The sequence below is a fragment of the Microbispora sp. NPDC088329 genome (assembly GCF_040685655.1).
In the GTDB taxonomy this organism is placed as follows: Bacteria; Actinomycetota; Actinomycetes; order Streptosporangiales; family Streptosporangiaceae; genus Microbispora.
The window spans coordinates 1-20270 of record NZ_JBFBIP010000043.1; the positions used below are offsets into that span (position 1 = coordinate 1).

At 72.2% G+C, this 20270-nt stretch carries 17 protein-coding genes; 10 read left to right on the forward strand and 7 right to left on the reverse strand.

Annotated elements, in window-relative coordinates; all coding sequences use genetic code 11:
- Positions 1-1825, forward strand: a 1825-nt coding sequence (locus tag AB0O28_RS38885) for a DUF222 domain-containing protein (RefSeq protein WP_363647874.1), incomplete at its 5' end; no start/stop codon positions are given.
- A gap of 193 nt (positions 1826-2018) precedes the next feature.
- On the opposite strand, the gene AB0O28_RS38890 is transcribed toward AB0O28_RS38885, so the two are convergent.
- Positions 2019-2846: a hypothetical protein gene (locus tag AB0O28_RS38890; protein WP_363647876.1), complete on the reverse strand. Its 828-nt coding sequence runs from the start codon at positions 2844-2846 to the stop codon at positions 2019-2021.
- 129 nt (positions 2847-2975) lie between these two features.
- The gene (locus AB0O28_RS38895; RefSeq protein WP_363647878.1) at positions 2976-6197 is read right to left on the reverse strand and encodes a heavy metal translocating P-type ATPase; all 3222 of its coding nucleotides are present in this window, start codon (positions 6195-6197) and stop codon (positions 2976-2978) included.
- Between the two features lie 164 nt (positions 6198-6361).
- Here AB0O28_RS38895 and AB0O28_RS38900 point away from each other — a divergent pair, with 164 nt between their 5' ends.
- Genes AB0O28_RS38900 through AB0O28_RS38910 form a run of 3 tightly spaced genes read left to right on the forward strand, consistent with a single transcriptional unit; the run spans position 6362 to position 10672 of the window.
- Positions 6362-6562 carry a cation transporter gene (locus AB0O28_RS38900; protein ID WP_363647880.1) on the forward strand — a complete coding sequence of 67 codons (201 nt, stop codon included), beginning with the start codon at positions 6362-6364 and terminating at the stop codon, positions 6560-6562.
- Positions 6559-7632 (forward strand): NAD(P)/FAD-dependent oxidoreductase, encoded by a 1074-nt coding sequence (locus AB0O28_RS38905; RefSeq protein ID WP_363647882.1) that lies wholly within the window; start codon positions 6559-6561, stop codon positions 7630-7632. Before AB0O28_RS38900 ends, AB0O28_RS38905 begins: the two co-directional genes overlap by 4 nt.
- 43 nt (positions 7633-7675) lie before the next feature.
- Positions 7676-10672 (forward strand): BTAD domain-containing putative transcriptional regulator, encoded by a 2997-nt coding sequence (locus AB0O28_RS38910; protein ID WP_363647884.1) that lies wholly within the window; start codon positions 7676-7678, stop codon positions 10670-10672.
- Here AB0O28_RS38910 and AB0O28_RS38915 read toward each other — a convergent pair.
- Complete coding sequence (locus AB0O28_RS38915) at positions 10662-10901, reverse strand: heavy metal-associated domain-containing protein (protein WP_363647886.1); 240 nt, start codon at positions 10899-10901, stop codon at positions 10662-10664. The two genes, AB0O28_RS38910 and AB0O28_RS38915, sit on opposite strands and share 11 nt — an antisense overlap.
- A gap of 118 nt (positions 10902-11019) precedes the next feature.
- On the opposite strand from AB0O28_RS38915, the gene AB0O28_RS38920 reads away from it, so the two are divergent.
- The 3 genes from AB0O28_RS38920 (at position 11020) to AB0O28_RS38930 (ending at position 15046) form a co-directional block, all read left to right on the forward strand.
- Entirely contained in the window at positions 11020-11760 is a 741-nt protein-coding gene (locus tag AB0O28_RS38920) for an ABC transporter ATP-binding protein (protein WP_363647888.1), read from the forward strand.
- A gap of 5 nt (positions 11761-11765) precedes the next feature.
- Positions 11766-14306, forward strand: coding sequence for an FtsX-like permease family protein (locus AB0O28_RS38925; protein WP_363647906.1), 2541 nt, complete (start codon positions 11766-11768; stop codon positions 14304-14306).
- A gap of 122 nt (positions 14307-14428) precedes the next feature.
- On the forward strand, positions 14429-15046 hold the full coding sequence (locus tag AB0O28_RS38930; protein WP_363647890.1) for a hypothetical protein: 618 nt from the start codon (positions 14429-14431) through the stop codon (positions 15044-15046).
- A gap of 68 nt (positions 15047-15114) precedes the next feature.
- Here the strand turns inward: AB0O28_RS38930 and AB0O28_RS38935 are convergent, their stop codons facing one another.
- A complete protein-coding gene (locus tag AB0O28_RS38935) occupies positions 15115-15771 on the reverse strand; it encodes an SRPBCC family protein (protein WP_363647892.1) in 657 nt (218 codons plus the stop codon).
- 111 nt (positions 15772-15882) lie between these two features.
- Here AB0O28_RS38935 and AB0O28_RS38940 point away from each other — a divergent pair, with 111 nt between their 5' ends.
- Positions 15883-16281 (forward strand): VOC family protein, encoded by a 399-nt coding sequence (locus AB0O28_RS38940; RefSeq protein WP_363647894.1) that lies wholly within the window; start codon positions 15883-15885, stop codon positions 16279-16281.
- On the opposite strand, the gene AB0O28_RS38945 is transcribed toward AB0O28_RS38940, so the two are convergent.
- Positions 16274-17020: an aminoglycoside 3'-phosphotransferase gene (locus AB0O28_RS38945; RefSeq protein ID WP_363647896.1), complete on the reverse strand. Its 747-nt coding sequence runs from the start codon at positions 17018-17020 to the stop codon at positions 16274-16276. The two genes, AB0O28_RS38940 and AB0O28_RS38945, sit on opposite strands and share 8 nt — an antisense overlap.
- 62 nt (positions 17021-17082) lie before the next feature.
- Here AB0O28_RS38945 and AB0O28_RS38950 point away from each other — a divergent pair, with 62 nt between their 5' ends.
- Both AB0O28_RS38950 and AB0O28_RS38955 read left to right on the forward strand, forming a co-directional pair.
- On the forward strand, positions 17083-18168 hold the full coding sequence (locus tag AB0O28_RS38950) for a patatin-like phospholipase family protein (protein WP_363647898.1): 1086 nt from the start codon (positions 17083-17085) through the stop codon (positions 18166-18168).
- Positions 18165-18929, forward strand: a complete 765-nt coding sequence (locus tag AB0O28_RS38955; protein ID WP_363647900.1) for an NAD(P)H-binding protein — start codon at positions 18165-18167, stop codon at positions 18927-18929. The genes AB0O28_RS38950 and AB0O28_RS38955 overlap by 4 nt, the downstream gene beginning before the upstream one ends.
- A 124-nt stretch (positions 18930-19053) precedes the next feature.
- Here AB0O28_RS38955 and AB0O28_RS38960 read toward each other — a convergent pair whose 3' ends face one another.
- Entirely contained in the window at positions 19054-19884 is an 831-nt protein-coding gene (locus tag AB0O28_RS38960; protein ID WP_363647902.1) for an SAM-dependent methyltransferase, read from the reverse strand.
- A gap of 143 nt (positions 19885-20027) precedes the next feature.
- Positions 20028-20270: hypothetical protein (locus tag AB0O28_RS38965; RefSeq protein ID WP_363647904.1), on the reverse strand; the 243-nt coding region annotated here is incomplete at its 5' end.

Consider the following 20270-nt stretch of genomic DNA (forward strand, 5'->3'; position numbering starts at 1 on the left):
GGCGGTGCTGGACCCTGATGGGGACGAGCGTGATGAGCGGGCCGATTACGGGCGGCGGTTTCTGCGGGTCCGTCCCGGCAAAGGGGGTGGGCTGGGGGGGGAGTTTTATCTTCCGCGTGAGGCGGCCGCCCGGTTGCGGGTGTTACTGGACGCCTATGCCCGGCCCCGGGCGGAGGGTGATGACCGGCCGCTGCGGGTACGTCAGGCCGATGCGTTCATGGCGCTGCTGGAGCAGAAGATCGTGGCTGAGCTTCTGGTGCTGGTCAACGCCGAGTCTCTCCCCACCGACCCGGTCCCCGACCAGGGCGACCAGGGTGACCAGGACGACGACGCCAACCACCCCGAGGACGCCACGGACGCCACCGACACCGAGGACACCGAGGACACCGAGGACAGCGAGGACAGCGAAGACAGCGAGGACAGCGAGAACTGCCAGGACACGGAGGACCTCGAGGACACCGGCACCAGCGACGCCGAGGATCCTGGCACCCGCCCGGCCACCCAGGACGCCGAAGACACCGAAGCCACCGCAAGCGCCGCAGACGCCGACAACGTCCTGGGGCCCGAGGGCGGCCGGAACGCGGAGAAGGCCGGGGAGACCGGCAGCGTCGAAGACACCGGGGCTGTCCAAGACGTTCACGGCGGCCGGGATGGCCGCGACGGGCAGGACACCGGCGCCCCCGGCGATGTGGACGACGCCGCTGACGCGGACGACGCGAGTGGCGCGGATGACGCATGCGGCGTTGACGTCGTTGACGCTGCCGGCCGGGGCGATGACCTGTGCGATCGCACGAAGACTACCGAGCCCGCCGCCCCCGAGTTCATCGAGTCGGCAGAGCCCAGGCCCGCTGCCCCCGAGCTGGCCGAGTCCGTGGGGCATGCCGAGGTAGCCGAGCCCGCGCTCGGTGCGCCCGGCGAGGCCGAAGGGACGGACCCGATCGCTCCTGGCGTCGGTGCCGCTGGGCTCGGTGATGCCGTCGGGCTCGGACAGGCGAAGGGCGACGAGGCGGAGAGCAAGCAGCAGGGAGGGACGCAGCCGGAGGGGACGTCGGAGGAGGTGCGGTCGAGCGAGCGACAGCAGAGCGAGCCACGACAGCGCATGCCACAGCAGAGCGAGCCACAGCAGAGCGAGTCACGGTCGGGCAGGTCGCGCTGGGATGAGTGGCAACCGCCGGATCCTCCTTCCGGGGGCAGCTCTGCCTGTCACGCCCACGCGGGGCCTCAACCTGCGGGGGGATACCGGCATGGGCTGGGCACGCCTGAGGCCCACGGCGGCGTGCGCGGCGGGCAGCACTCACATGATCCGGACTCCCATGACCCGAGCCCTCATGAGCCGGGCACGTGGCCGGGGCAACGGCCGGTGCCAGGGGCGGGGGCAGACCCGGGGTCAGGACTGGGGGCGTTGCTGGGCAGGGCACCGGGGCTGCTGCTGGCCACGGGGCAGGTGTTGCCCGTCTCCGGCGTGCACCGCCTGGCCCGCACCTCCGCCCTGGTACGCCTGGTCATGAACGCCGACGGACAGGTCCTCGACATGGGCCGAAAAGTCAGGCTGGCCACCCCGGCCCAGCGGCGGGCGGTCTTCGCCCGCTACGCCACCTGCTGGATCGACGGCTGCCCCCTGCCCGCGACCATGTGCCAGATCGACCACGCCGATAACTGGAGCACCGGCGGGCTCACGGACCTGAAGCTGCTCGGCCCGGCCTGCCAGTTTCACAACCGCGACCGCTACCAGCACCCCGAGCGCTACACCCGCCACACAACCGGCAAAGACCGCTGGGCCTTCACCTACCACCACCTCACCCGAGCCCCGAGGCGGCGAGACTGAACGCGACTGTGGAACGGCGACGCCTCGCCTACGGAGGGACCCTGCAAACGGGGACACTCGTGCCGCCCGGCGATAGCAGGCGGTGACCCTGGTGGCACACAGCCGTGGCCGGGCGACTCGGCGCGAGGACCAGCTCAACATGGAGCGTGCGGCAGGGTCGCACGAGCGCCTGGGCGGGCACCGAGGGCAGAGATCAGCCCTTCAGCTCGCGGACGAGCATCGAGGGGGGTGTTTCGACCATGCAGGTTCCCCAGTCCGAGAAGGTCATCTCGGTCCGTTTTCTGGCCGACAGGACGTAGCGGACCGGGCGCCCGCTCGGGTCCACCCACAACTCGTAGCCGGCGGAGGGGCCGAGATCGTCGGCGATGCGGGCGCGGAGCCGTGCCTGTGCGGCGCGGTCTCCCGCTCGCACCTCGGCGTACTCCTCCTCGATCCGACGGGCGAGCGGCATGGGATCGGTGTAGGCGATGTAGGCCGTGAGATCGAGGCGTTCGACGGCTCGGAGCACGTCGATGCGGACCGTGTAGTGAATCGTGGAGTGGCCGGTAGCGCGTTCAACGGTGTCGCCTTCAATGGCCGCCGCCGTGACACGGCCCGATTTGATCAGGAGCGCGTGCGCGCGGTAGCCGTCGATCAGGTTGGTGGCCATCATGGCGAGCATCCTGATGCCGAGCAGGTGATACGGCTCGTAGTAACCATTGATCTTGTCGAATGGCTTTCCTGGAGCGACTTCGGAGCCGATCGGCATCTGGAAGTAGGTGCCGTCCCGCGTCCTGATGAGACGGCCGCTGAAGCCTTCCCCGAAATCCGACGACAGGTTCGCCGACAGGTCGGCCGACGAGCCGGTCCCGGTGCCGCACGAGCTGAGGGTGACGCTGGTTCCACCGGAGCGCAGCACACGCTTCACGGTGGGATGCGTGGCCAGATAATCGCCGACCAGCGTCGCGATCGCAGCGACAGACCTGGTGGGGGGCAGCGTCGCGGCGGACCCCGCTGTCAGCAGGCCGACCGTGATGATCACGAGCGACCGTCGCACATGCAGGACGGTGCGTGTTCGGGCTTTGCATGCTCGGGCTCTGCACATCCGAGCATCGTGGCGTACGGATGTGCAGAGCCGGCGAGCCGTTCTGTGTATGTTCTGTGCACGTTCCTAACGGGCCTGGACGGTGAACGTCGTGGTGAGGACCCGGCCGGTCGCGTCGCGGAACTGTCCCCACAGGCGGTACAGGCCGGGGCGGGGGAACCGGGCGTGCAGGCCGAGCTCGGGCCCGAAGGTCTGACCCGGCAGGGCGAAGACGGGACGGCCCTGGTCGTCCTCGGCCTCCGCGTGCTCGTGGGCGAACCCCTCGCCGTCGAGCGGCATGATCACCACGTGTCCTGCGGCGGCCAGGTAGGGGCGCAGGCCGGAAACGGGCCTGCCGGTAGCGGCGTCCGCGAAGCGGAAGGTGAAGTCGCTCCTGCCGCCGGCTTCGGCCTCACCGGTGAGGGTGACCCGGAGACCGCCGACGACCTGCTCGCGGGGAGAAGGCGCCGCCGTGGCCGAGCCGGTGTCCGACGCCGTGGCCGAGGGGGTGAAAGCGTCCGGGCGGCCGACCGTGATCTCCTGCTGGTCGAGGACGTCGGTCATCTCCCCGCGCAGCCTGAACTCGTTGTGGATCGTGTACCGGCCCTCGGTGGGGAACGTGAGCGGGACGGCGAACTCCCCGGGCCTGCCGGTGGGCTCCGGATGGATGTGCGCGAACGTGCCCAGGTCGTCCCGGGTGACGACGAAGTGCATCCACGCCTCGTGGCTGCGCACGACGTCCTGGACGGGACGGCCGGTCTCGGCGTCGGCGACCCGGATACGCAGGGTGGCCGGCCGGCCCGGGGTGACGTGGGCGAGGGCCTCGACGGAGACCTTCAGGCCGGCGTCCTCGGCGGGAACGGGCTCCGATTCGGTGGTCATCATCACGCTCATGGCCGGGCGCATCGGCATGCCGGTGTTCTCCACCCAGGCGAGCACGCCGTTCATCCCGCGCTGCGCCGCGTCCGTACGGCTGAGCGCGGTGAACCCGGCGCCCACGGCCACCGCGAGGCAGGCGATGCCCGCGAGATAGCCCCAGTCGGCGAGCCGGGACGCTCGGGAGCCGGACCGGAACCGGCGCAGGCGCAGCGCGTTGGTGACGACGCTGACCGAGCTCATCGCCATGGCGGCGGCCGCGAGGGAGGGGTCGAGGAGCACGCCGTTGAAGGGGTACAGCACACCGGCGGCGACCGGGATCAGCAGCACGTTGTACGCGAACGCCCACAGGAGCCCCTGCTTGATCGTGGTGACCGTCCGCCGGGACAGATCGATGGCCGTGACGATGCCGCGCAGGTCGCCGCCGACGAGGGTGATGTCGGAGGCCGCGATGGCGACGTCGGTCCCGGTGCCGATGGCGATGCCGAGGTCGGCCGTCGCCAGGGCGGGGGCGTCGTTGATCCCGTCGCCGACCATGGCGACGACCGCGCCCTTCTCCTGGAGGGCGGCCACGCGGGCCGCCTTGTCCTCGGGCCGTACGTCGGCGATGACGTGGTCGATGCCGACCTGCCGGGCGACGACGTCGGCGGTGGCCTGGTTGTCGCCGGTCAGCATCCACACGTCCAGGCCGAGCACGCGCAGCCGGTCGACGGCCTCGCGCGACTCGGGCCGGATCGTGTCGGCAACTCCGATCAGTCCGGCGAGGCGGCCGTCGAGGGCGACGTACACGGGGGTGGCTCCCTCGGCCGCCGTCTCGGCGGCCACCCGCTCCAGCTCGCCGACGCTCACGTCGTGGCGGCGCATGAGCGCGGCGTTGCCGATGAGCACGGCCCGCCCGGCCACCCGGGCCTCGACGCCGTGGCCGGGTACGGCGTCGAAACGCTGCATCTCGGGCAGCCGGAGCCCGCGGTCCCGGGCGTGCGTGACGATCGCCTCACCGAGAGGGTGCTCGGAGCCCGTCTCGGCCGCGGCGGCGTACGCGAGAAGCTCGTCGGCGTCCCCGCCCGCGACGGTGACGAGGCGGGTCACGCCGGGGCGGCCCCGGGTGATCGTGCCGGTCTTGTCCAGGACGACCGTGCTGAGGCGGCGGGCCTGTTCGAGCGCGTCGCCGCCGGAGATCAGGATGCCCAGCTCGGCGGCCTTTCCGGTGCCCACCATGATCGCTGTGGGGGTGGCCAGGCCGAGCGCGCACGGGCAGGCGATGATCAGTACGGCGATGGCGGTGCCGATGCCGAAGGTGAGCCGTCCCTGGTCCGGGCCGAAGACCGCCCAGACGGCGAAGGTGAGCACGGCGATGCCGATGACGGCGGGCACGAACCACCCGGAGACCGTGTCGGCCAGGCGCTGCAGGGGCGCCTTCGACCCCTGCGCCCGCTCGACCAGCCGGACGATCTGCGCCAGCGTCGTGTCCTGCCCGACGGCGGTGGCCCGCATCACGACCGAGCCCGTCCGGTTGATCGTGGAGCCGATCAGCGGGTCGCCCTCGCCCCGGCGCACCGGCATGCTCTCGCCGGTGATCATGCTCTCGTCCACGGTGGAGACGCCGGCGGTCACGACGCCGTCCACGGGGATCTTCTCGCCCGGGCGCACCCGGACGAGGTCGCCGACGGCGACCGTCTCGACCGGCACCTCGACCTCGGCGTCCCCGCGCAGGACGCGGGCCGTCTTCGGACGCAGGCCGAGCAGTTCCCTGATGGCGGAGGTCGTCCGCTTCTTGGCCCTCGCCTCCATCCACCGGCCCATGAGGACGAGCGCGATGACGACGACGGAGATCTCGAAGTACACGTGCAGCGGCAGCCCCAGCCGCTCCGCCGCGGCCGGCCACAGCGTGACGAACGCGCTGTAGCCGTACGCCACCGTCGTGCCCATGGCGACGAGCGTGTGCATGTTGACCGCACCGTGCCGGGCCGCCGCCCAGGCGGCGCGGTAGAACGGACGGCCCGCCCAGAACTGCGCGACCGTGGCGACGACCAGCAGCAGCGGCATCAGCCAGTCCATCGCGTCGATGGGCAGCGGCAGGTACATCAGCACCATCATCGACAGCCCGGCCGCGAGGGCGGCCTGCCAGGTGCGCTTCAGACGGATGACCTCACGGTCCGGCCCGGCCTCCGGCTCCGGCCCCCGCTCAGGGCCGGGCACCGGCTCGGGCTCGGTGACCTCGGCGGTGTACCCGGCCCGGACGACCGACTCGGCGAGCATCCCGACGGTCACGCGGGCGGGGTCGTAGGTGACGGTGGCGACCTCGGTGGCGAGGTTCACCTCGGCCGCCGCCACGCCGTCGACCCGGGTGAGGGCCTTCTCCACCCTGCGGACGCAGGACGCACAGGTCATCCCGCCGATGTCCAGTGTGCGCACGCTCGTCACGACCGTCATCGCTTCACCTCCTGATTGAAGACTTCGCGGTGACGGTCCCGCGCGGCGCTTTCCCGCCGCTGACCGGCCCCTGTCCGGCTCAGGACAGAGGCCGGACAGTGCCTCCCGGCATGGTCTTCTCATCCGGGCCGTACGGAGCGGCCCGCGACGCGAAGGAGCGAACGATGAACCAGCTCGTGCTGTCCGTGCCCGCCATCAGCTGTGGCCACTGCGTCAAGGCGATCGCCGAGTCGGTCGGCGAGGTGGCCGGTGTCGATTCGGTGGCCGTGGACTTCACGGCCAAGACCGTGGTGGTCATCGGCCCGGCCGACGCCGCCGCCGTTCGCGAGGCCATCGCCGAGGCCGGCTACGAGGCCGCCGAATGAGCGGCACCGAGTACGACACGCTGATCGTCGGAGGCGGCCAGGCCGGCCTGGCGCTGGGCTACCACCTGCGCCGTGCGGGCCTGCGGTTCGCCATCCTCGACGCGCATCGGCGGGTGGGGGACGCCTGGCGCCACCGGTGGGACTCGCTCACGTTGTTCACCCCGCGCCGGTACGACGCGCTGCCGGGCCTGCCGTTCCCGGGCGATCCGCACGGCCATCCGGGCAAGGACGAGGTCGCCGACTATCTGGAGGCGTACGCGGAGCGGTTCGCCCTCCCGACGCGTCTCGGCTGCCAGGTCACGGCCGTACGGCCGGAAGGGGAGCGATTCCTGGTAGAGACCTCGGCAGGGGCCTACTCCGCGGCGCGGGTCGTGGTCGCGGCGGGGGCGTTCCACACGCCGCGGACGCCCGCCTTCGCGACCGGCCTGGACCCGCACGTCGCCCAGCTGCACAGCAGCCGGTATCGCCGTCCCGAGCAGCTTCCCATGGGCGAGATCCTGGTCGTCGGCGCGGGCAACACGGGCGTGCAGATCGCCGAGGAGCTGGCCGGCACCGGGCGGCGCGTCCGGCTGGCGGTCTCGTCGATGGGCCGGGTGCTGCCCCAGCGGGTGCTGGGCCGCGACGTGTTCTGGTGGTTCTCCCACCTGGGCTTCATGGACATCCGCGGCGACAGCGGGATCGGGCGCCGCGTCAGGAGCCGGGAACTGATCATCGGAACCGACGTGAAGCGATTGCTGCGGCGGGTGGAGCGGGTGGACCGCGCCGTGGACGCCGAGGGACGCGACGTCGTCCTCGCGGACGGCCGTCGCGTGCGCCCCGACGGCGTCGTGTGGGCGACCGGCTTCCGCCCGAGCTATCCCTGGCTGCACGTGCCGGTGCTGGACGAACAGGGGGCGCCGGTGCATCGCGAGGGCGTGACGGCCTGGCCGGGGCTGTACTTCCTCGGTCTGCCCTGGCAGCGCGCCCGTGGCTCGTCGGTGCTCGGGTGGGTGGGCCGGGACGCTCACACCCTGGCTGACCGGCTCATAACCGGCGCGATAAATCCCGGCAAAACGCTCATCGCCCCTTAATATTGGGCAGTCCCGGCGGAGCCGGGTGGCGACGAGGAGTGACATGCCGAACACGGCCGTGACGTTCGCGATTCTCGGGCCTACCGAGGTGCGGGGAGCCGACGGCTCCGCGGCGGCGCTGCCGCCGTCCGTGCGGGCCCTGCTGGCCCGGCTGGCGCTGTCATGCGGGCGCGTGGTGCCGGTGGACGGCCTGACGGACGCCCTGTGGGGCGACGAGGGCGACGACCTGCCGGCCGACGCGGCGAACGCCCTGCAGATCCGGGTGTCCAAGCTGCGCCGCGCCCTCGCCGCGGCCGGGTTCGGCGCGGACGTCCTGGTCACGCAGGCCCCGGGATACCGGCTCGCGGTGTCCCCGGACGCCGTCGACGCGCACGTGTTCGAGCGGCTGCTCGTCCGCGCGCGGGAGGAGACGGCCGCCGGGAACGCCGCCGCCGCCCTGAGCCGTCTGGACGAGGCGCTGGGGCTGTGGCGGGGGCCCGCCCTGGCCGACGCCGGCCGGACGACCTGGGCCACGACGGAAAGCGCCCGGCTGGAGGAGCTGCGGCTGGGGGCGGTCGAGGACCGGTTCGAGCTCCTGCTGGAGTCCGGCGGGCACAACGAGGCCGTCGCCGACATCGAACGGCTGGTCGCGCGGCATCCGCTGCGTGAGCGGCTGCACCGCCTGCTGATGCTCGCGCTCTATCGGGGCGGGCGGCAGGCGGAGGCGCTGGCCGCCTATCAGGCGCTGCGCCGCGGCCTCGCCGGCGAACTCGGCATCGATCCGTCCCCGGAGCTTCAGGCGCTGGCCGAGGCCATCCTCCGCCAGCAGATCCCGTCGCCGCCGCGCGAGCAGCCGCAGGCACAGGCGCGGGCACAGGCGCAGACACAGACACAGACGCAGACGCAGCACAGTGACCGGCTGCCACGCCGGCTCACCTCGGTGATCGGTCGCCGGGACGACGTGGCGACGGCGCTGGAGCGGCTCGCCGAGTCGCAGGTGGTGACGCTGACCGGACCGGGCGGGATGGGCAAGACGACGCTCGCGTTCGAGATCGCGCGCAGGGTGAACGAGACGGTGAACGAGACGGTGAACGCGACGGTGAACGCGACGGTGAACGAGGCGCCCGACGAGTCGCCGGCCGACCGCGTGCTGCTGGTCCGCCTGGCCGCCCTGGAACCCGGGACGGACGTCGCCGACGCGTTCGCCGCGGAGCTGGGCGTGCTGCCCGATCAGGGCGTCACGTCGGCCGACGCGGTGGAGGAACACCTGCGGGACGGCCGGCCGCTGCTCGTGGTCGACAACTGCGAGCACGTCGTGGACGAGGCGGCCGCCCTCGTGGAGCGGCTGGCCGCTGCCTGTCCCGGGCTGCGGGTGCTGGCCACCAGCAGGGAGGCGCTCGCGATCCCCGGCGAGATCCAGGTCGCGGTCGGTCCGCTGGGCGTCACGGACAACGACGGGCCCGCCGTGCGGCTCTTCGTGGAGCGGGCCCGTGCCGTACGGCCCTCGTTCACGCTCGACGACGAGACCGCTCGCGTCGTGGCGTCCATCTGCCGCCGGCTCGACGGCATGCCGCTCGCCATCGAGCTGGCCGCCGCCCGGGTGAAGGCGCTGTCCCCGGCCGACATCGAGGCCCGGCTGGCGGACCGGTTCTCGCTGCTGACGGCGGGCCCGCGTACCGGCGAGGCGCGTCACCGCACGCTGCGGGCGACCCTCGACTGGAGCCACGACCTGCTGCCGGAGGCCGAGCGGCGGCTGTTGCGCCGCCTCGCCGTGTTCCGCGGCGGGTGGACGCCGTCCGCCGCCGAGGAGGTGTGCGCCTTCGACGGCGTCGGCCGCGGCGAGGTGCTCGACCTGCTGTTCCGGCTGGTCGACCGGTCCCTCGTGGTGCCGGAACCGGCCACGGGACGGTTCCGGCTGCTCGTGACCGTACGCGACTACGCGTGGGCCCGCCTGGAGGAGGCCGGCGAGGCGGGGAACTGCCGCGACCGCCACCTCGCCTACTGTGTCCGGCTCGCGGAAGAGCACGGGTCACGCGTCCGCGACCTCGCCGTCTACACGAAGCTCTACGACGAGCACGACAACTTCCGTGCGGCGGTCGACCACGCCGTCGACAGCGGCGACCTCGACAGCGGTTTCCGGCTGGGCTGCGCGCTCGTGATGTTCTGGAACTACGGGGTGCGCTACGAGGGCACCCGGGCGCTGACCGCGCTGCTGGAGACCGGCGGCGGTTCCCCAACCGCACGGGCCCGTGCGCTGCAGGGCATCGGGCTCCTGCACGTCTACTACCCGACCCCGCAGTCGGTCGCCGCCACCGAGAAGAGCCTCGCGATCTTCGAGGAGACCGGCGACGTACGCAACGCCGCGATCTCCCGGCTCGTGATGTCCTGGGCCGGCCAGTACGGCGGGGACGCCGAACACTACCGCGCCATGATCGAGCGGAGCAGGCGCGAACTGGGCGACTCCGACGACGGCTGGTGGCTGGGCATGACGGAGTATCTGGAGGCGCTGCTGGCCCTGCGCCTCGGCGACTTCGACGACGCGGTCGTGCGGTGGCGGTGCGCGCTCGACCTGGCCAGGACCGCAGGCGACCGCATCATCGGCAGCGCGATCCTCGCGCATCTCGGCATCGCCCTGCGCGAGTCCGGGCGGCACGAGGATGCCCTGGCCGTGCTGCGGGAGGCCGTGGACGAGGTGCGCGGCCGCAACTCCCTGCACGGGCTGGCCTTCGCGCTCGTGCACACCGCCCATACCCGGCTCGACCTGGACGAGAGCGACGACGTGTCGGCGCTGCTCGCCGAGGCGCGGGAGGTCGCACGCCGGGCGCGCAACCCCCGCTGCCAGGCGTGGGCCGCGTGGGGCCGGGCCCGTACGGCTCGCGCGCGCGGGGACGCCGCGCTCGCCGTCCGCGAGTGCCGGGACGCGCTGGCGCTGCTGAAGGAGGGCGAGTTTCCCTGGGCCAGGGCCCGCCTGTGGTCGTTCCTGGCCGGCTGCGCCGCGGCGGCGGGCCTGCCGGACGAGGCCGGGCGAGCCCGCGAGACGGCGGCCGCGCTCACGGAGTGAGCCGCCGGGGGCCGGGCGGACGATGCTCGCACCGGTCGCCCGCGAACCCCGCCGACGCCAGCGCCGCCCGCAGGTCCACGGCCGACACGTCGCCGCGCACACGCAGCAGGCCACGGGCGGCGTCGACCTCGAACGAGGTGACGCCGGATATGTCGCGTACGTGCCTGCTCAGGAGGCGGACGCACCTGCGGCACAGCAGTGCGGGCACGCACACAGTCTGGTCTGCCATGCCGTCCAGCGTGCCGCCCCGGACTGGCGGTCCGCTGTCCGCCCGCTGTCCGGCACCGCCCGCTGGCCGGCAAGACCGCGACCAGCCCGCCGACAGTCGTGGCCGTGATGCTCGCCCCATGACCATCACCCAGACACCCGCCGAGGCACTTCCGCATACCGACGTCGCCGCGCTGGCCCGAGACGTCGTGAAGATCTACGGCCGCGGCGACACCGCCGTCCGGGCCCTCGACGGCGCGACCCTGTCGATTCCCGCCGGGCGTTTCACCGCCGTCATGGGGCCGTCGGGGTCCGGCAAGTCCACCCTGATGCACGTCCTCGCCGGTCTCGACACGGTGGACGAGGGGCAGGTGCTCATCGGCGACACCGACCTCGGCCGGCTGAACGAGCGGCAGCGCACGCTGCTGCGCCGCGAGCACGTGGGCTTCGTCTTCCAGAGCTTCAATCTGGTCCCCACGCTGACCGCCGCCGAGAACATCGTGCTGCCGCTGACCCTCGCGGGACGGCGGGCCGACCGGACGTGGATCGACGAGATCGTCGCGATGCTCGGGCTGGCCGACCGGCTGCGGCACCGCCCCGCCGAGCTGTCCGGCGGGCAGCAGCAGCGGGTCGCCGTGGCCCGGGCGCTGGCCGCCCGCCCGCGGATCGTCTTCGCCGACGAGCCGACCGGCAATCTCGACTCCCGGGCGGGGGAGGCCCTGCTCGGCTTCCTCCGCCACGCGGCCCACGAGCTGGGCCAGACCATCGTCATGGTCACCCACGACGCGAACGCCGCGACGTACGCCGACCAGGTGGTCCATTTCGCCGACGGCCGCGTGGCCGGCCTCACCCGCAACCTCACGAGCGACGAGGAGAAGTGACCGCGATGTGGCACCTGATCATCCGTAACACCGTCGCACGGCGGGGCAGGCTGGCGCTGACCCTGCTCGCCGTCCTGCTCGGCGTCACCTTCGTCACCGGCAGCCTGGTGCTCACCGACACCTCACAGCGGCTGCTCGACGAGCAGTTCCGTACGGCCACCGCCGGGGTCGACCTGACGGTGCGCGACGCCGCCGCGTTCGACTCGGCGATGGGCGTGGAGGTCGAGCGCGACCCGCTGCCCGCGGAGGTCGTCGACCGCGTCCGCGCGGTGCCGGGCGTGGCCGCCGCCACCCCCGTCGTCCGGGGACAGGGACTGATCGGCGTCGGCGGGAAGACCATCGTCCCGTCGGGCCCGTCGCTGCTGCTGTCGTGGGAGCCCGCCCCGGTCGGCGCGTTCACCCTGCGCGCCGGGCGCGCGCCGGCGGCCGGGGACGAGGTCGTGGTCGACGCGGCGACCGCCCGCCGGCACCGCATCGGCCTCGGCGCCGAGGTGACCGTACGCGCCGAGCGGACGGAACGGCTCCGCGTGGTGGGGCTGGCCGGGTTCGGATCGGGCGAGGGGCTGCCCGAGACCACGGTCGCCCTGGTCGCCCTGCCCGCGGCGCAGCGTCTGCTCGCACTCGACGGGAACGCCTCGGAGGTCGCCGTCGTCGCCGCGGACGGCACGGACGTCCAGCGGCTGCGGTCCGCGGTGGCGGCCGCGATCGGCGCCGGATACGAGGTCTCCTCCAGCAGGGACGTCGCCGCGTCCAGCGCGGCGGCGGCCAAGACGCAGATCTCCTACCTGCAGGTGATGCTGTTCGCCCTGGCGGCGGCGGCCCTGCTCGTCGGCGCCTTCCTCATCGCCAACACCTTCTCGATCGTCGTCACCCAGCGCACGCGCGAGCTGGCCGTCCTGCGCGCGGCCGGAGCGACCGGCGCCCAGGTCATGCGCTCGGTGCTCGGCGAGGCCCTGCTGGTGGGGCTGGCCGCCTCCGCGGCGGGCGCGGGTCTCGGCGTCGCCTGTGCGGCGGGGCTGCGCGACCTCGCCGGAGCCTTCGGCATGACGCTGCCCGATGGCGGGCTCGTCGTGACGCCCCGGACGCTGGTCGTCGCGTTCGCGGTCGGCGTCGGCGTCACGGTCCTGTCGGCGTTCGGGCCGGCCCGGCGCGCCGCCTCGGTGGCGCCGGTCGAGGCGATGCGGCGCTCATCGGCCGACGAGGTCTCCGGGCGGGCCGGCTGGACGCGTACCGTCATCGGAGCGGTTCTGACCGCGCTCGGCGTGGCCGGCCTGGCGATCGTCCTGGCCGGGCCGGGGTCGGTCGTGGTGCTCGGCGAGGCGGCGGTCTGCACCGTCGTGGGGCTCGCCCTGCTCGGGCCGGCGGTCACCCCGGCCCTGATCCGGCTGCTCGGGCGGCCGATCGGCGCGGCGGGCGTCCCCGGACGGCTGGCGCGCGAGTCCGCCGCACGGGCGCCCCGGCGTACCTCAGCGACCGCCCTCGCTCTGGCCTTCGGCCTGGCGCTCATCAGCTTCATGACCGTGCTGGGCACTTCGATCAAGGACTCGACCGCGCGGTCGTACGCCGAGGTGATCACCGCTGACTACGTGGTGGAAAGCGCGCGCAACGAGATGCTGGGCGGGCTTCCCGCGCACGCCTATCACCACGTCAGCGAGCTGCCGCAGGTCGCCGTGGCCTCGCGGTTGCGCTACGGCCACTGGAAGGACGGGCAGTCCACCGAGGCGCTCACCGCGGTCGACCCGGTCACGTTGCCCCGCGTGACCTCGCTCCACATGGTGGCCGGACGCATGGACGCCGTCGCGGACGGCGGGGTCGTCCTGGCCGCGAACGTCGCCGAAGAGCGGCACCTCAAAATCGGCGACACCCTGGCGATGACGTTCTCCCGCACCGGGACCCGGCGCCTCCCGGTGGTCGGCCTGCTGCGCGACCGGGACGCCCAGGCGCTGTCGACCGGCTACGTCATCTCGCTGGAAACCTTCGAGCGCAACTACCGGGAGCATGTCGACGCGAGCGTCTTCGTCAAGGTCGCCGACGGAGTGAGCGGCGCGGACGCCGAGAAGGCCATCGAACGGGTCCTCGCCGACGCCCCGACCGCGCAGGTGCGCGACCAGGCCGCGGCCGTCGCGGGGCGGAACGCGATGATCGACCAGGTCCTGGGGCTGGTGACCGCGTTGCTGATGCTCACCGTCCTGATCGCGTTGATGGGCATCACCAACACGCTCGCCCTGTCCATCATCGAGCGGACCCGTGAGCTCGGACTGCTGCGGGCGGTCGGCATGACCGGCGCCCAGATGCGCTGGATGATCCGGGGTGAGGCGGTCCTCGTCGCGGCCCTGGCGATCGTCGCCGGCGTGGTCCTGGGCGTGGCCTTCGCCGCGGGCACGGTCACGGCACTCGGCCGCACCACCGAGGCCACGCTCACGCTGCCGGCCGGTCCGCTCCTCGCCGTCGTCGCCGTGGCCGCCGTGGCCGGCCTGCTGGCCGGGCTGCTGCCGGCCCGCCGTGCGGCCCGGCTCGACGTGCTGTCCGCCATCGCCACGTCCTGACTTTCCGGCGGGAAGACTTTCCGGCGGGACAAGGGTGGCGAAGCGACGGGTATGAGCCGGATGCGCCGCTTGTCCCTCAAGCGGACACGTCCGGAGGCGAATGACAGGCAGGTGTGGATCGGATGGGCGACAACAGGAGCTCCCGCGTCGTGGTGGTGTCCGCGCGGCGTCTGGCCGTCGTCGCCGCGACCCTCATCGGGCTGGCGGGCGTCGTGGTGGTGCCGCAGACGCTCGCGGCGCCGGTCCCCGCGGCCGGCCACGGCCCGCATGGACAAGGTCAGGGGCAGGGCGGCCAGGGGAGCAAGGGCAAGGAGAAGAAGGGCAAGAAGGGCAAGAAGGGGAAGAGGCACGGCCACGGCGGCGCCCGCCTCAACGCCCGTCTCGCCGATTTCGGGGACGGCCCGGATGGTGGGCCCGGTGGTGGGCCCGGTGGTGGTCATGGCGGTGGTTTCGGTGGTGGTTTCGGTGACGACGGCGGCGGTGGCACACAGCGCACGACCGGCGTCAACACCGCCAACGCGCCCACGATCAGCAGCCCGCCCTATCAGCTGGCCACCGGCAAACGCAATGTGAACGCCCCCGCGGGCAACAGCGCCGTCGACTTCGCCGGCACCCAGCAGGTGTCGAGCGTCAGCGTCTTCACCGACTCCCTCAGCGGCAACTGCCAGAACGGGATCGACAACTGCTCGATCAACCAAACCCTGCGGGCCGAAGAGAGCAGAAGCGGCATCGGGCGGTAGAGCCCGGCGACACTGGAACGGGCGCCCTCCCCACCGGGGGAGGACGCCCGTGCGGTTTCAGTGCGGGATCAGAGCTCGCCGCTCTCGATCGCCTGCTTGAGGGCCGCCTGCAGCTGCTGGTGAGCGGCGGTGCCGTTCGCGGCGACGAAGTCGATCAGCGAGGTGTCCGCCTCGAAGGTGAGGTTCTCCGTGACCCTGGTCTTCCCGCCGGACAGCGGCGTGAAGTCGATCTTCTGGTGCGTGACCACGTTGGGCTGCGACCAGCTGTCGGTCTCGTAATAGAACCCGTCCGGGTGCAGACGCTGCTGCGCGTGCGTCTTGCTGACCACGATCGTGCCCTCGTACGGGATCTCCTCGATGGCGGTGAGGTTGCGGTAGAGCGCCGGGGCCTGGAGCCACTGCTTGTGGGTGACGACCCGCTTCAGGAACGGGTTCTTGCCCATGTGGTTGTTGAAGTCCGAGTACTTGTAGAAGGTCAGCGGCATCGGCGCGTCGATGTCGACGGAGATGCTGTTCGTGACCCGGCTGCGTCCCGAGTCAGGCGCGGGCGGGGTGTTGTCGGTGAAGTGGTAGGTGTCGAACACGGCCTGCCACTCGGCGGCGATGTCGGCGTCGCTCTCGGTCGTGCCAGGAGACGTGTCGGCGTTCGCGGGAGCGGACAGGGTGGCGAGGACGAAGGCGGCGGCGAACATCTGGGCCGCGACCACTCGCAGGATCTTTCTCACGTGTACCTCGAAAAGAGGAGAAATGGTACGAGTGATCTTCTATCGCAAGTACAACGTGGTGCAGAAGGGTCCGTACCGAAAATGTCACGTGCGAAGGGGAGTCTGAACGACATGCGGGTGAAGGGTTTCGATCATCTGGTGCTGACCGTGGAGGACGTCGAGCGGTCGCTGGCGTTCTACTGCGACGTCCTCGGCCTGGAGCCGGTACGCGTTGAGGAGTGGCGGGCCGGCGAGGCGCCGTTCCCCTCGGTGCGGGTGTCGCCGGACACGATCATCGATGTGCTGCGCGGCTCCCGGGGAGAGCCGAACGTCGACCATTTCTGCCTGGTCGTCGATCCGCTGGACTGGCAGGAGGTCATCGACTCCGGCGTCCTCACCGTGATCGACGGACCCGGTCCCCGGTTCGGGGCACGTGGCGTCGCCACGTCGGTCTACGTGAAGGACCCCGACGGCAACGTCGTCGAGCTGCGCTGGTATCCCCAGGACCAGGAGAAGCAGGGACTCACGTGATGTCCCACAGCAGGCGGTAGTAGGCGATGCGCTCGGGGTCGGGGGCGACGCCGTACGCGTCGTACACGATGCCGTCGTACCCCGGGCCGTAGTTCCACTCCGTGCTCCAGGCGGCGACCGCGAGGTCGGCCCACCGGTCGGCGACACCGAGCGAACCGAGGTCGACGTGCCCGGCGACCGTCCCGTCGTCGTGCAGCAGCGTGTTGGGAGCGCAGGCGTCGCCGTGACAGACGACGAGGCGGTCGACGGCGGGCGGCTCGCCGAGGCGCCGCCGGGCCTCGCCGCGGCCGCGGAGCCGCCGCTCGACGCCCCAGTCGTACGGGCACTCCCGCACGGGCAGGCTGTCGTGGAGCAGGCGAAGCCCCCGGCCGACGGCCGCCGCGGCGGTGGCGGGATCGGCGATCCAGCGCGGGTCCACCGCGGAGCGGCCGGGGAGCGCCGCCGTGACGAGCCAGGCGCCGTCCGCGTCCGAGCCCCACTCCAGGACCCGGGGAACGGCGGCCCACCGCCCGGCCCATCGCAGGCGCTCCGCCTCGCCGGGCAGGTCGATTTCCGGGGTGCCGGCGGCGATCCACTTGACGTACCTCGTGCCGCCGCCCGCGTCCGCCAGCCGGAACGTCAGGCCGCCGAGCAGGTTGTGCCACACCGGAGTGACGGCGTCGCCCCCGGCGATTTCGGCGACGGCACCGGGCACGGCCACCGGCCCGGTCGGAATCGAGGCGAGTGCGGGACGGCTCATGACCACCATTTTCCCGGCGGGTGGGCACGAACAGCGGGACGGATGGAAGAAAGGCGGGGGCGGTGGTGGGAGCGATGGCCGGGGGAGACACGCGGGCCGACCTGGTTCTGGAGGGCGGCGGGGTCAAGGGCGTGGCCCTGGTCGGCGCGCTGCACGAGCTGCACGCGGCCGGATACCGGTTCGGGCGGCCCGCCGGCACCCGTGTCGCCGGGACCTCCGCCGGGGCGGTGGTGGGAGCGCTGGCCGCGGCCGGTATGCCGCCGGAGCGCATGCGCGAGCTCCTGTGCGCCGTCGACTACCGCAAGTTCAGGGACGCGTCCGCCGTGGAGCGTGTCCCGCTCGCCGGCGGGGGCTTCTCGCTGCTGTCCCTGCTGTTCGAACGGGGCGTGTTCGAGGGCGACTACCTGCGCGAATGGCTGGGAAACGAGCTGGCCGACCTGGGCGTCGAGACGTTCGACGACCTGGCGCTCGACGACCCGGCGCCCTGGATGGGCGAGGACGAGCGTTACAGCCTGGTGGTGACGGTCACGGACGTCACCCTGGGCCGGCTGGTGCGCCTGCCGTGGGACTACCGGGCCGTTTACGGCGTGCCGGACCCGGGCAGGCAGCGGGTGGCCGACGCGGTCCGTGCATCGATGTCGATCCCCTTCTTCTTCGAGCCCGTCACGATCACCAATTCGGCGACCGGCCTCGTGTCGACCCTTGTGGACGGCGGCGTGCTGTCCAATTTCCCCATCGACACGCTCGACCGCCCCGACGGGCAGCAGCCGCGCCGGCCCACGTTCGGGGTCAAGCTGCTTCCCGCGTTCCGGGAGGACACGCTCAGGCTGCCGTTCGTCGGGGCTCCCCACCTGCCCGCCCTGCGGCTGCTGGCGTCCCTGGTCGGAACCGCGATCGTCGGCCACGACCAGACGTATCTGAGCCGCCCGTGGGTGAGTGCCAGGACCATCCAGGTCGACACCGAGGGTGTGGGAGTGGTCGACTTCGACCTCGACGAGCGGCAGAAGCTGCACCTCTACCGCAATGGCCGGACGGCCGCGGCGGCCTTCCTGTCCGCCTGGGACTGGGACGACTACCGCGCCCGCTACCGTCCCCCCGCGAAAATCGGTGGCAGGGTCGAGACGGCTGGGAGTCTACTTGTCCAATGATCATTGTCTCCGCCGCCTCCGGCGCGCTCGGCCGCCTCGTCATCGAGCACTTACGCACCCGTACGGAGGTGGTGGCCGCGGTGCGCGACCCCGGCCGCGCGCCCGAAGGAGTGCCGGCACGCCGCGGTGACTACGACGACCCGGCGAGTCTGCGCGAGGCGTTCGAGGGGGCCGCCCGTCTCCTTCTGATCTCCTCTCCGGAGCTCGACACCGCTCGTAGAATCGGGCAGCACCTGAACGCGGTGACCGCCGCCAAGGAGGCCGGCGTCGGCGCGGTCGTCTTCACCAGCTTCCTGGGGGCCGGCACCGCCGGCACCGGGATCACGGAGGCCTACCACGCCACGGAGCAGGCCGTGCTCCGCAGCGGCCTGCCGTACACGTTCCTGCGTCATCCCTTCTACAGCGACACGTTCGTCCCCCGGGTCGGCGACGGTGAGATCACCAGCAGCACCGGCGGTCGCGGCCTGAACACGGCGTTCCGATCGGATCTCGCCGAGGCGGCGGCCAACGTGCTGACCGGTGAGGGACATCTGGGCCGGGCGTACGACTTCACCGGGCCCCTGTGGAGCTATCCCGAGGTGGCCGAGGCGCTCGGCGTGCCCTATCGCGAGGTGCCAGACGCCGGGCCGGGCCCAATGAGCTGGATCAACGCCCAGATACGCGCGGGAAAGCTGGAACAGCGGACCGACGATCTGGAACGAGTGCTCGGCAGGCCCGCCGAGACGGTTGTCTCACGTGCTCTGAGGTCGTCGCCCCGGTGAGTGCCGATCGCCGCCCCAGCGCTTCCACGGCAAATAGATCAAGGACGGTCCTGCTCATCGTCATGGGGCGGAGGCCGCACTGAACACATGATGGGCCTGGACGGCGTCGCGCAGGGGCGTGTGGTCAGGGCTTGACCGCGATGCCGCCGTACGCCCAGGCGTGACCCCCGCCGGGGATGTGTTCCTGGCGCTCGTCCGGACGCCACTGCACCACCTCGACGATGCCCGGGTCGGCCAGCTGCCAGCCCTCGAAGAACTTCGCCACCTCGGCGTGGCTGCGCGACACCATGGGCGCGGTGCTCTTGTCGTACGGCTTGCTCAACTCCTCGCTGCGCACCTGGGGGGCGAAGTCGAGCGTGATGTGCGACAGCAGCAGGCGGCTGCCCGAGGGCACGGCGGCCTTGAACCGCTCGACCAGGTCGTACGGGTTCTCCTGGTCGGTGATGAAGTGCATGACCCCCGCCAGGATGACGGCCACCGGGCGGTCGAAGTCGATCACGGCCTGCACTTCGGGGTGGGACAGGATGGTGTCCGGCTCGCGGAGGTCGGCCTCGATCACGGTGGTCACCCCCGTGCCGGTCAGCAGCGCGCGGCCGTGCACCAGGACGATGGGGTCGTTGTCCACGTACGCCACCCGGGCCTCGGGGTTGGCCTGCTGCGCGATTTCGTGGGTGTTTCCCTGGGTGGGGATTCCGGTGCCGAGGTCGAGGAACTGCGTCATCCCCGCCTCGGTGGCGAGATGGCGCACGGCCCGGCGGAGAAAGGCGCGGTGGGCGCGGACGCCCTCGCGTGTGCCCGGCGAGAGCTTGAGGAGCTGCTCGGCCGCCTCGCGGTCGGCCGCGTAGTTGTCCTTGCCGCCGAGCAGGTAGTCGTAGATTCGCGCGGGGTGCGGGACCTTGGTGTTGATCCGCTTCAGAACCTGCTCGGGGGGCTCGGGACCCGTCACGTCGGGCATCTAGTGCTCCTGTTCTCATCGCCGGGTAAGCGCGATCAAACCCGGTACTCCCGCCGCAAAACGGGAGTACCGGTTCGTTGATCAGACTACGGGCGCAGAGTCGCTCGGCACGGGAAACTCGCCCGAGTGAACTAGCCCTGATATCAGGGTTTGGTGAGGTCGAATCGGTTGACGGTGACGGCGCCGCCCAGGGATTGGGTGGCGTAGTTGAAGATGGCGAAGCGGTAGCCCATGAAGAACTGCCAGGCGTTGCCCATGGTGAAGGCCGGGCCGAGGGTGGTGAAGTTCACCCCGTCGGTGCTGTAGGAGAAGCGGGCCTGTCGTCCGGTGCCGGGCCGGATGTCGGCGTTGACCCGCAGCCAGATCCGCCCGCCGGACACGGCCGC

Excerpts from the sequence above, each read along its gene's own strand:
- AB0O28_RS38895 (WP_363647878.1), bottom strand. The coding sequence starts at position 6,197 with ATGACGGTCGTGACGAGCGTGCGCACACTGGACATCGGCGGGATGACC.
- AB0O28_RS38900 (WP_363647880.1), top strand. The coding sequence starts at position 6,362 with ATGAACCAGCTCGTGCTGTCCGTGCCCGCCATCAGCTGTGGCCACTGC.
- AB0O28_RS38905 (WP_363647882.1), top strand. The coding sequence starts at position 6,559 with ATGAGCGGCACCGAGTACGACACGCTGATCGTCGGAGGCGGCCAGGCC.
- AB0O28_RS38910 (WP_363647884.1), top strand. The coding sequence starts at position 7,676 with ATGCCGAACACGGCCGTGACGTTCGCGATTCTCGGGCCTACCGAGGTG.
- AB0O28_RS38915 (WP_363647886.1), bottom strand. The coding sequence starts at position 10,901 with ATGGCAGACCAGACTGTGTGCGTGCCCGCACTGCTGTGCCGCAGGTGC.
- AB0O28_RS38920 (WP_363647888.1), top strand. The coding sequence starts at position 11,020 with ATGACCATCACCCAGACACCCGCCGAGGCACTTCCGCATACCGACGTC.
- AB0O28_RS38925 (WP_363647906.1), top strand. The coding sequence starts at position 11,766 with ATGTGGCACCTGATCATCCGTAACACCGTCGCACGGCGGGGCAGGCTG.
- AB0O28_RS38930 (WP_363647890.1), top strand. The coding sequence starts at position 14,429 with ATGGGCGACAACAGGAGCTCCCGCGTCGTGGTGGTGTCCGCGCGGCGT.
- AB0O28_RS38940 (WP_363647894.1), top strand. The coding sequence starts at position 15,883 with ATGCGGGTGAAGGGTTTCGATCATCTGGTGCTGACCGTGGAGGACGTC.
- AB0O28_RS38945 (WP_363647896.1), bottom strand. The coding sequence starts at position 17,020 with ATGAGCCGTCCCGCACTCGCCTCGATTCCGACCGGGCCGGTGGCCGTG.
- AB0O28_RS38955 (WP_363647900.1), top strand. The coding sequence starts at position 18,165 with ATGATCATTGTCTCCGCCGCCTCCGGCGCGCTCGGCCGCCTCGTCATC.
- AB0O28_RS38960 (WP_363647902.1), bottom strand. The coding sequence starts at position 19,884 with ATGCCCGACGTGACGGGTCCCGAGCCCCCCGAGCAGGTTCTGAAGCGG.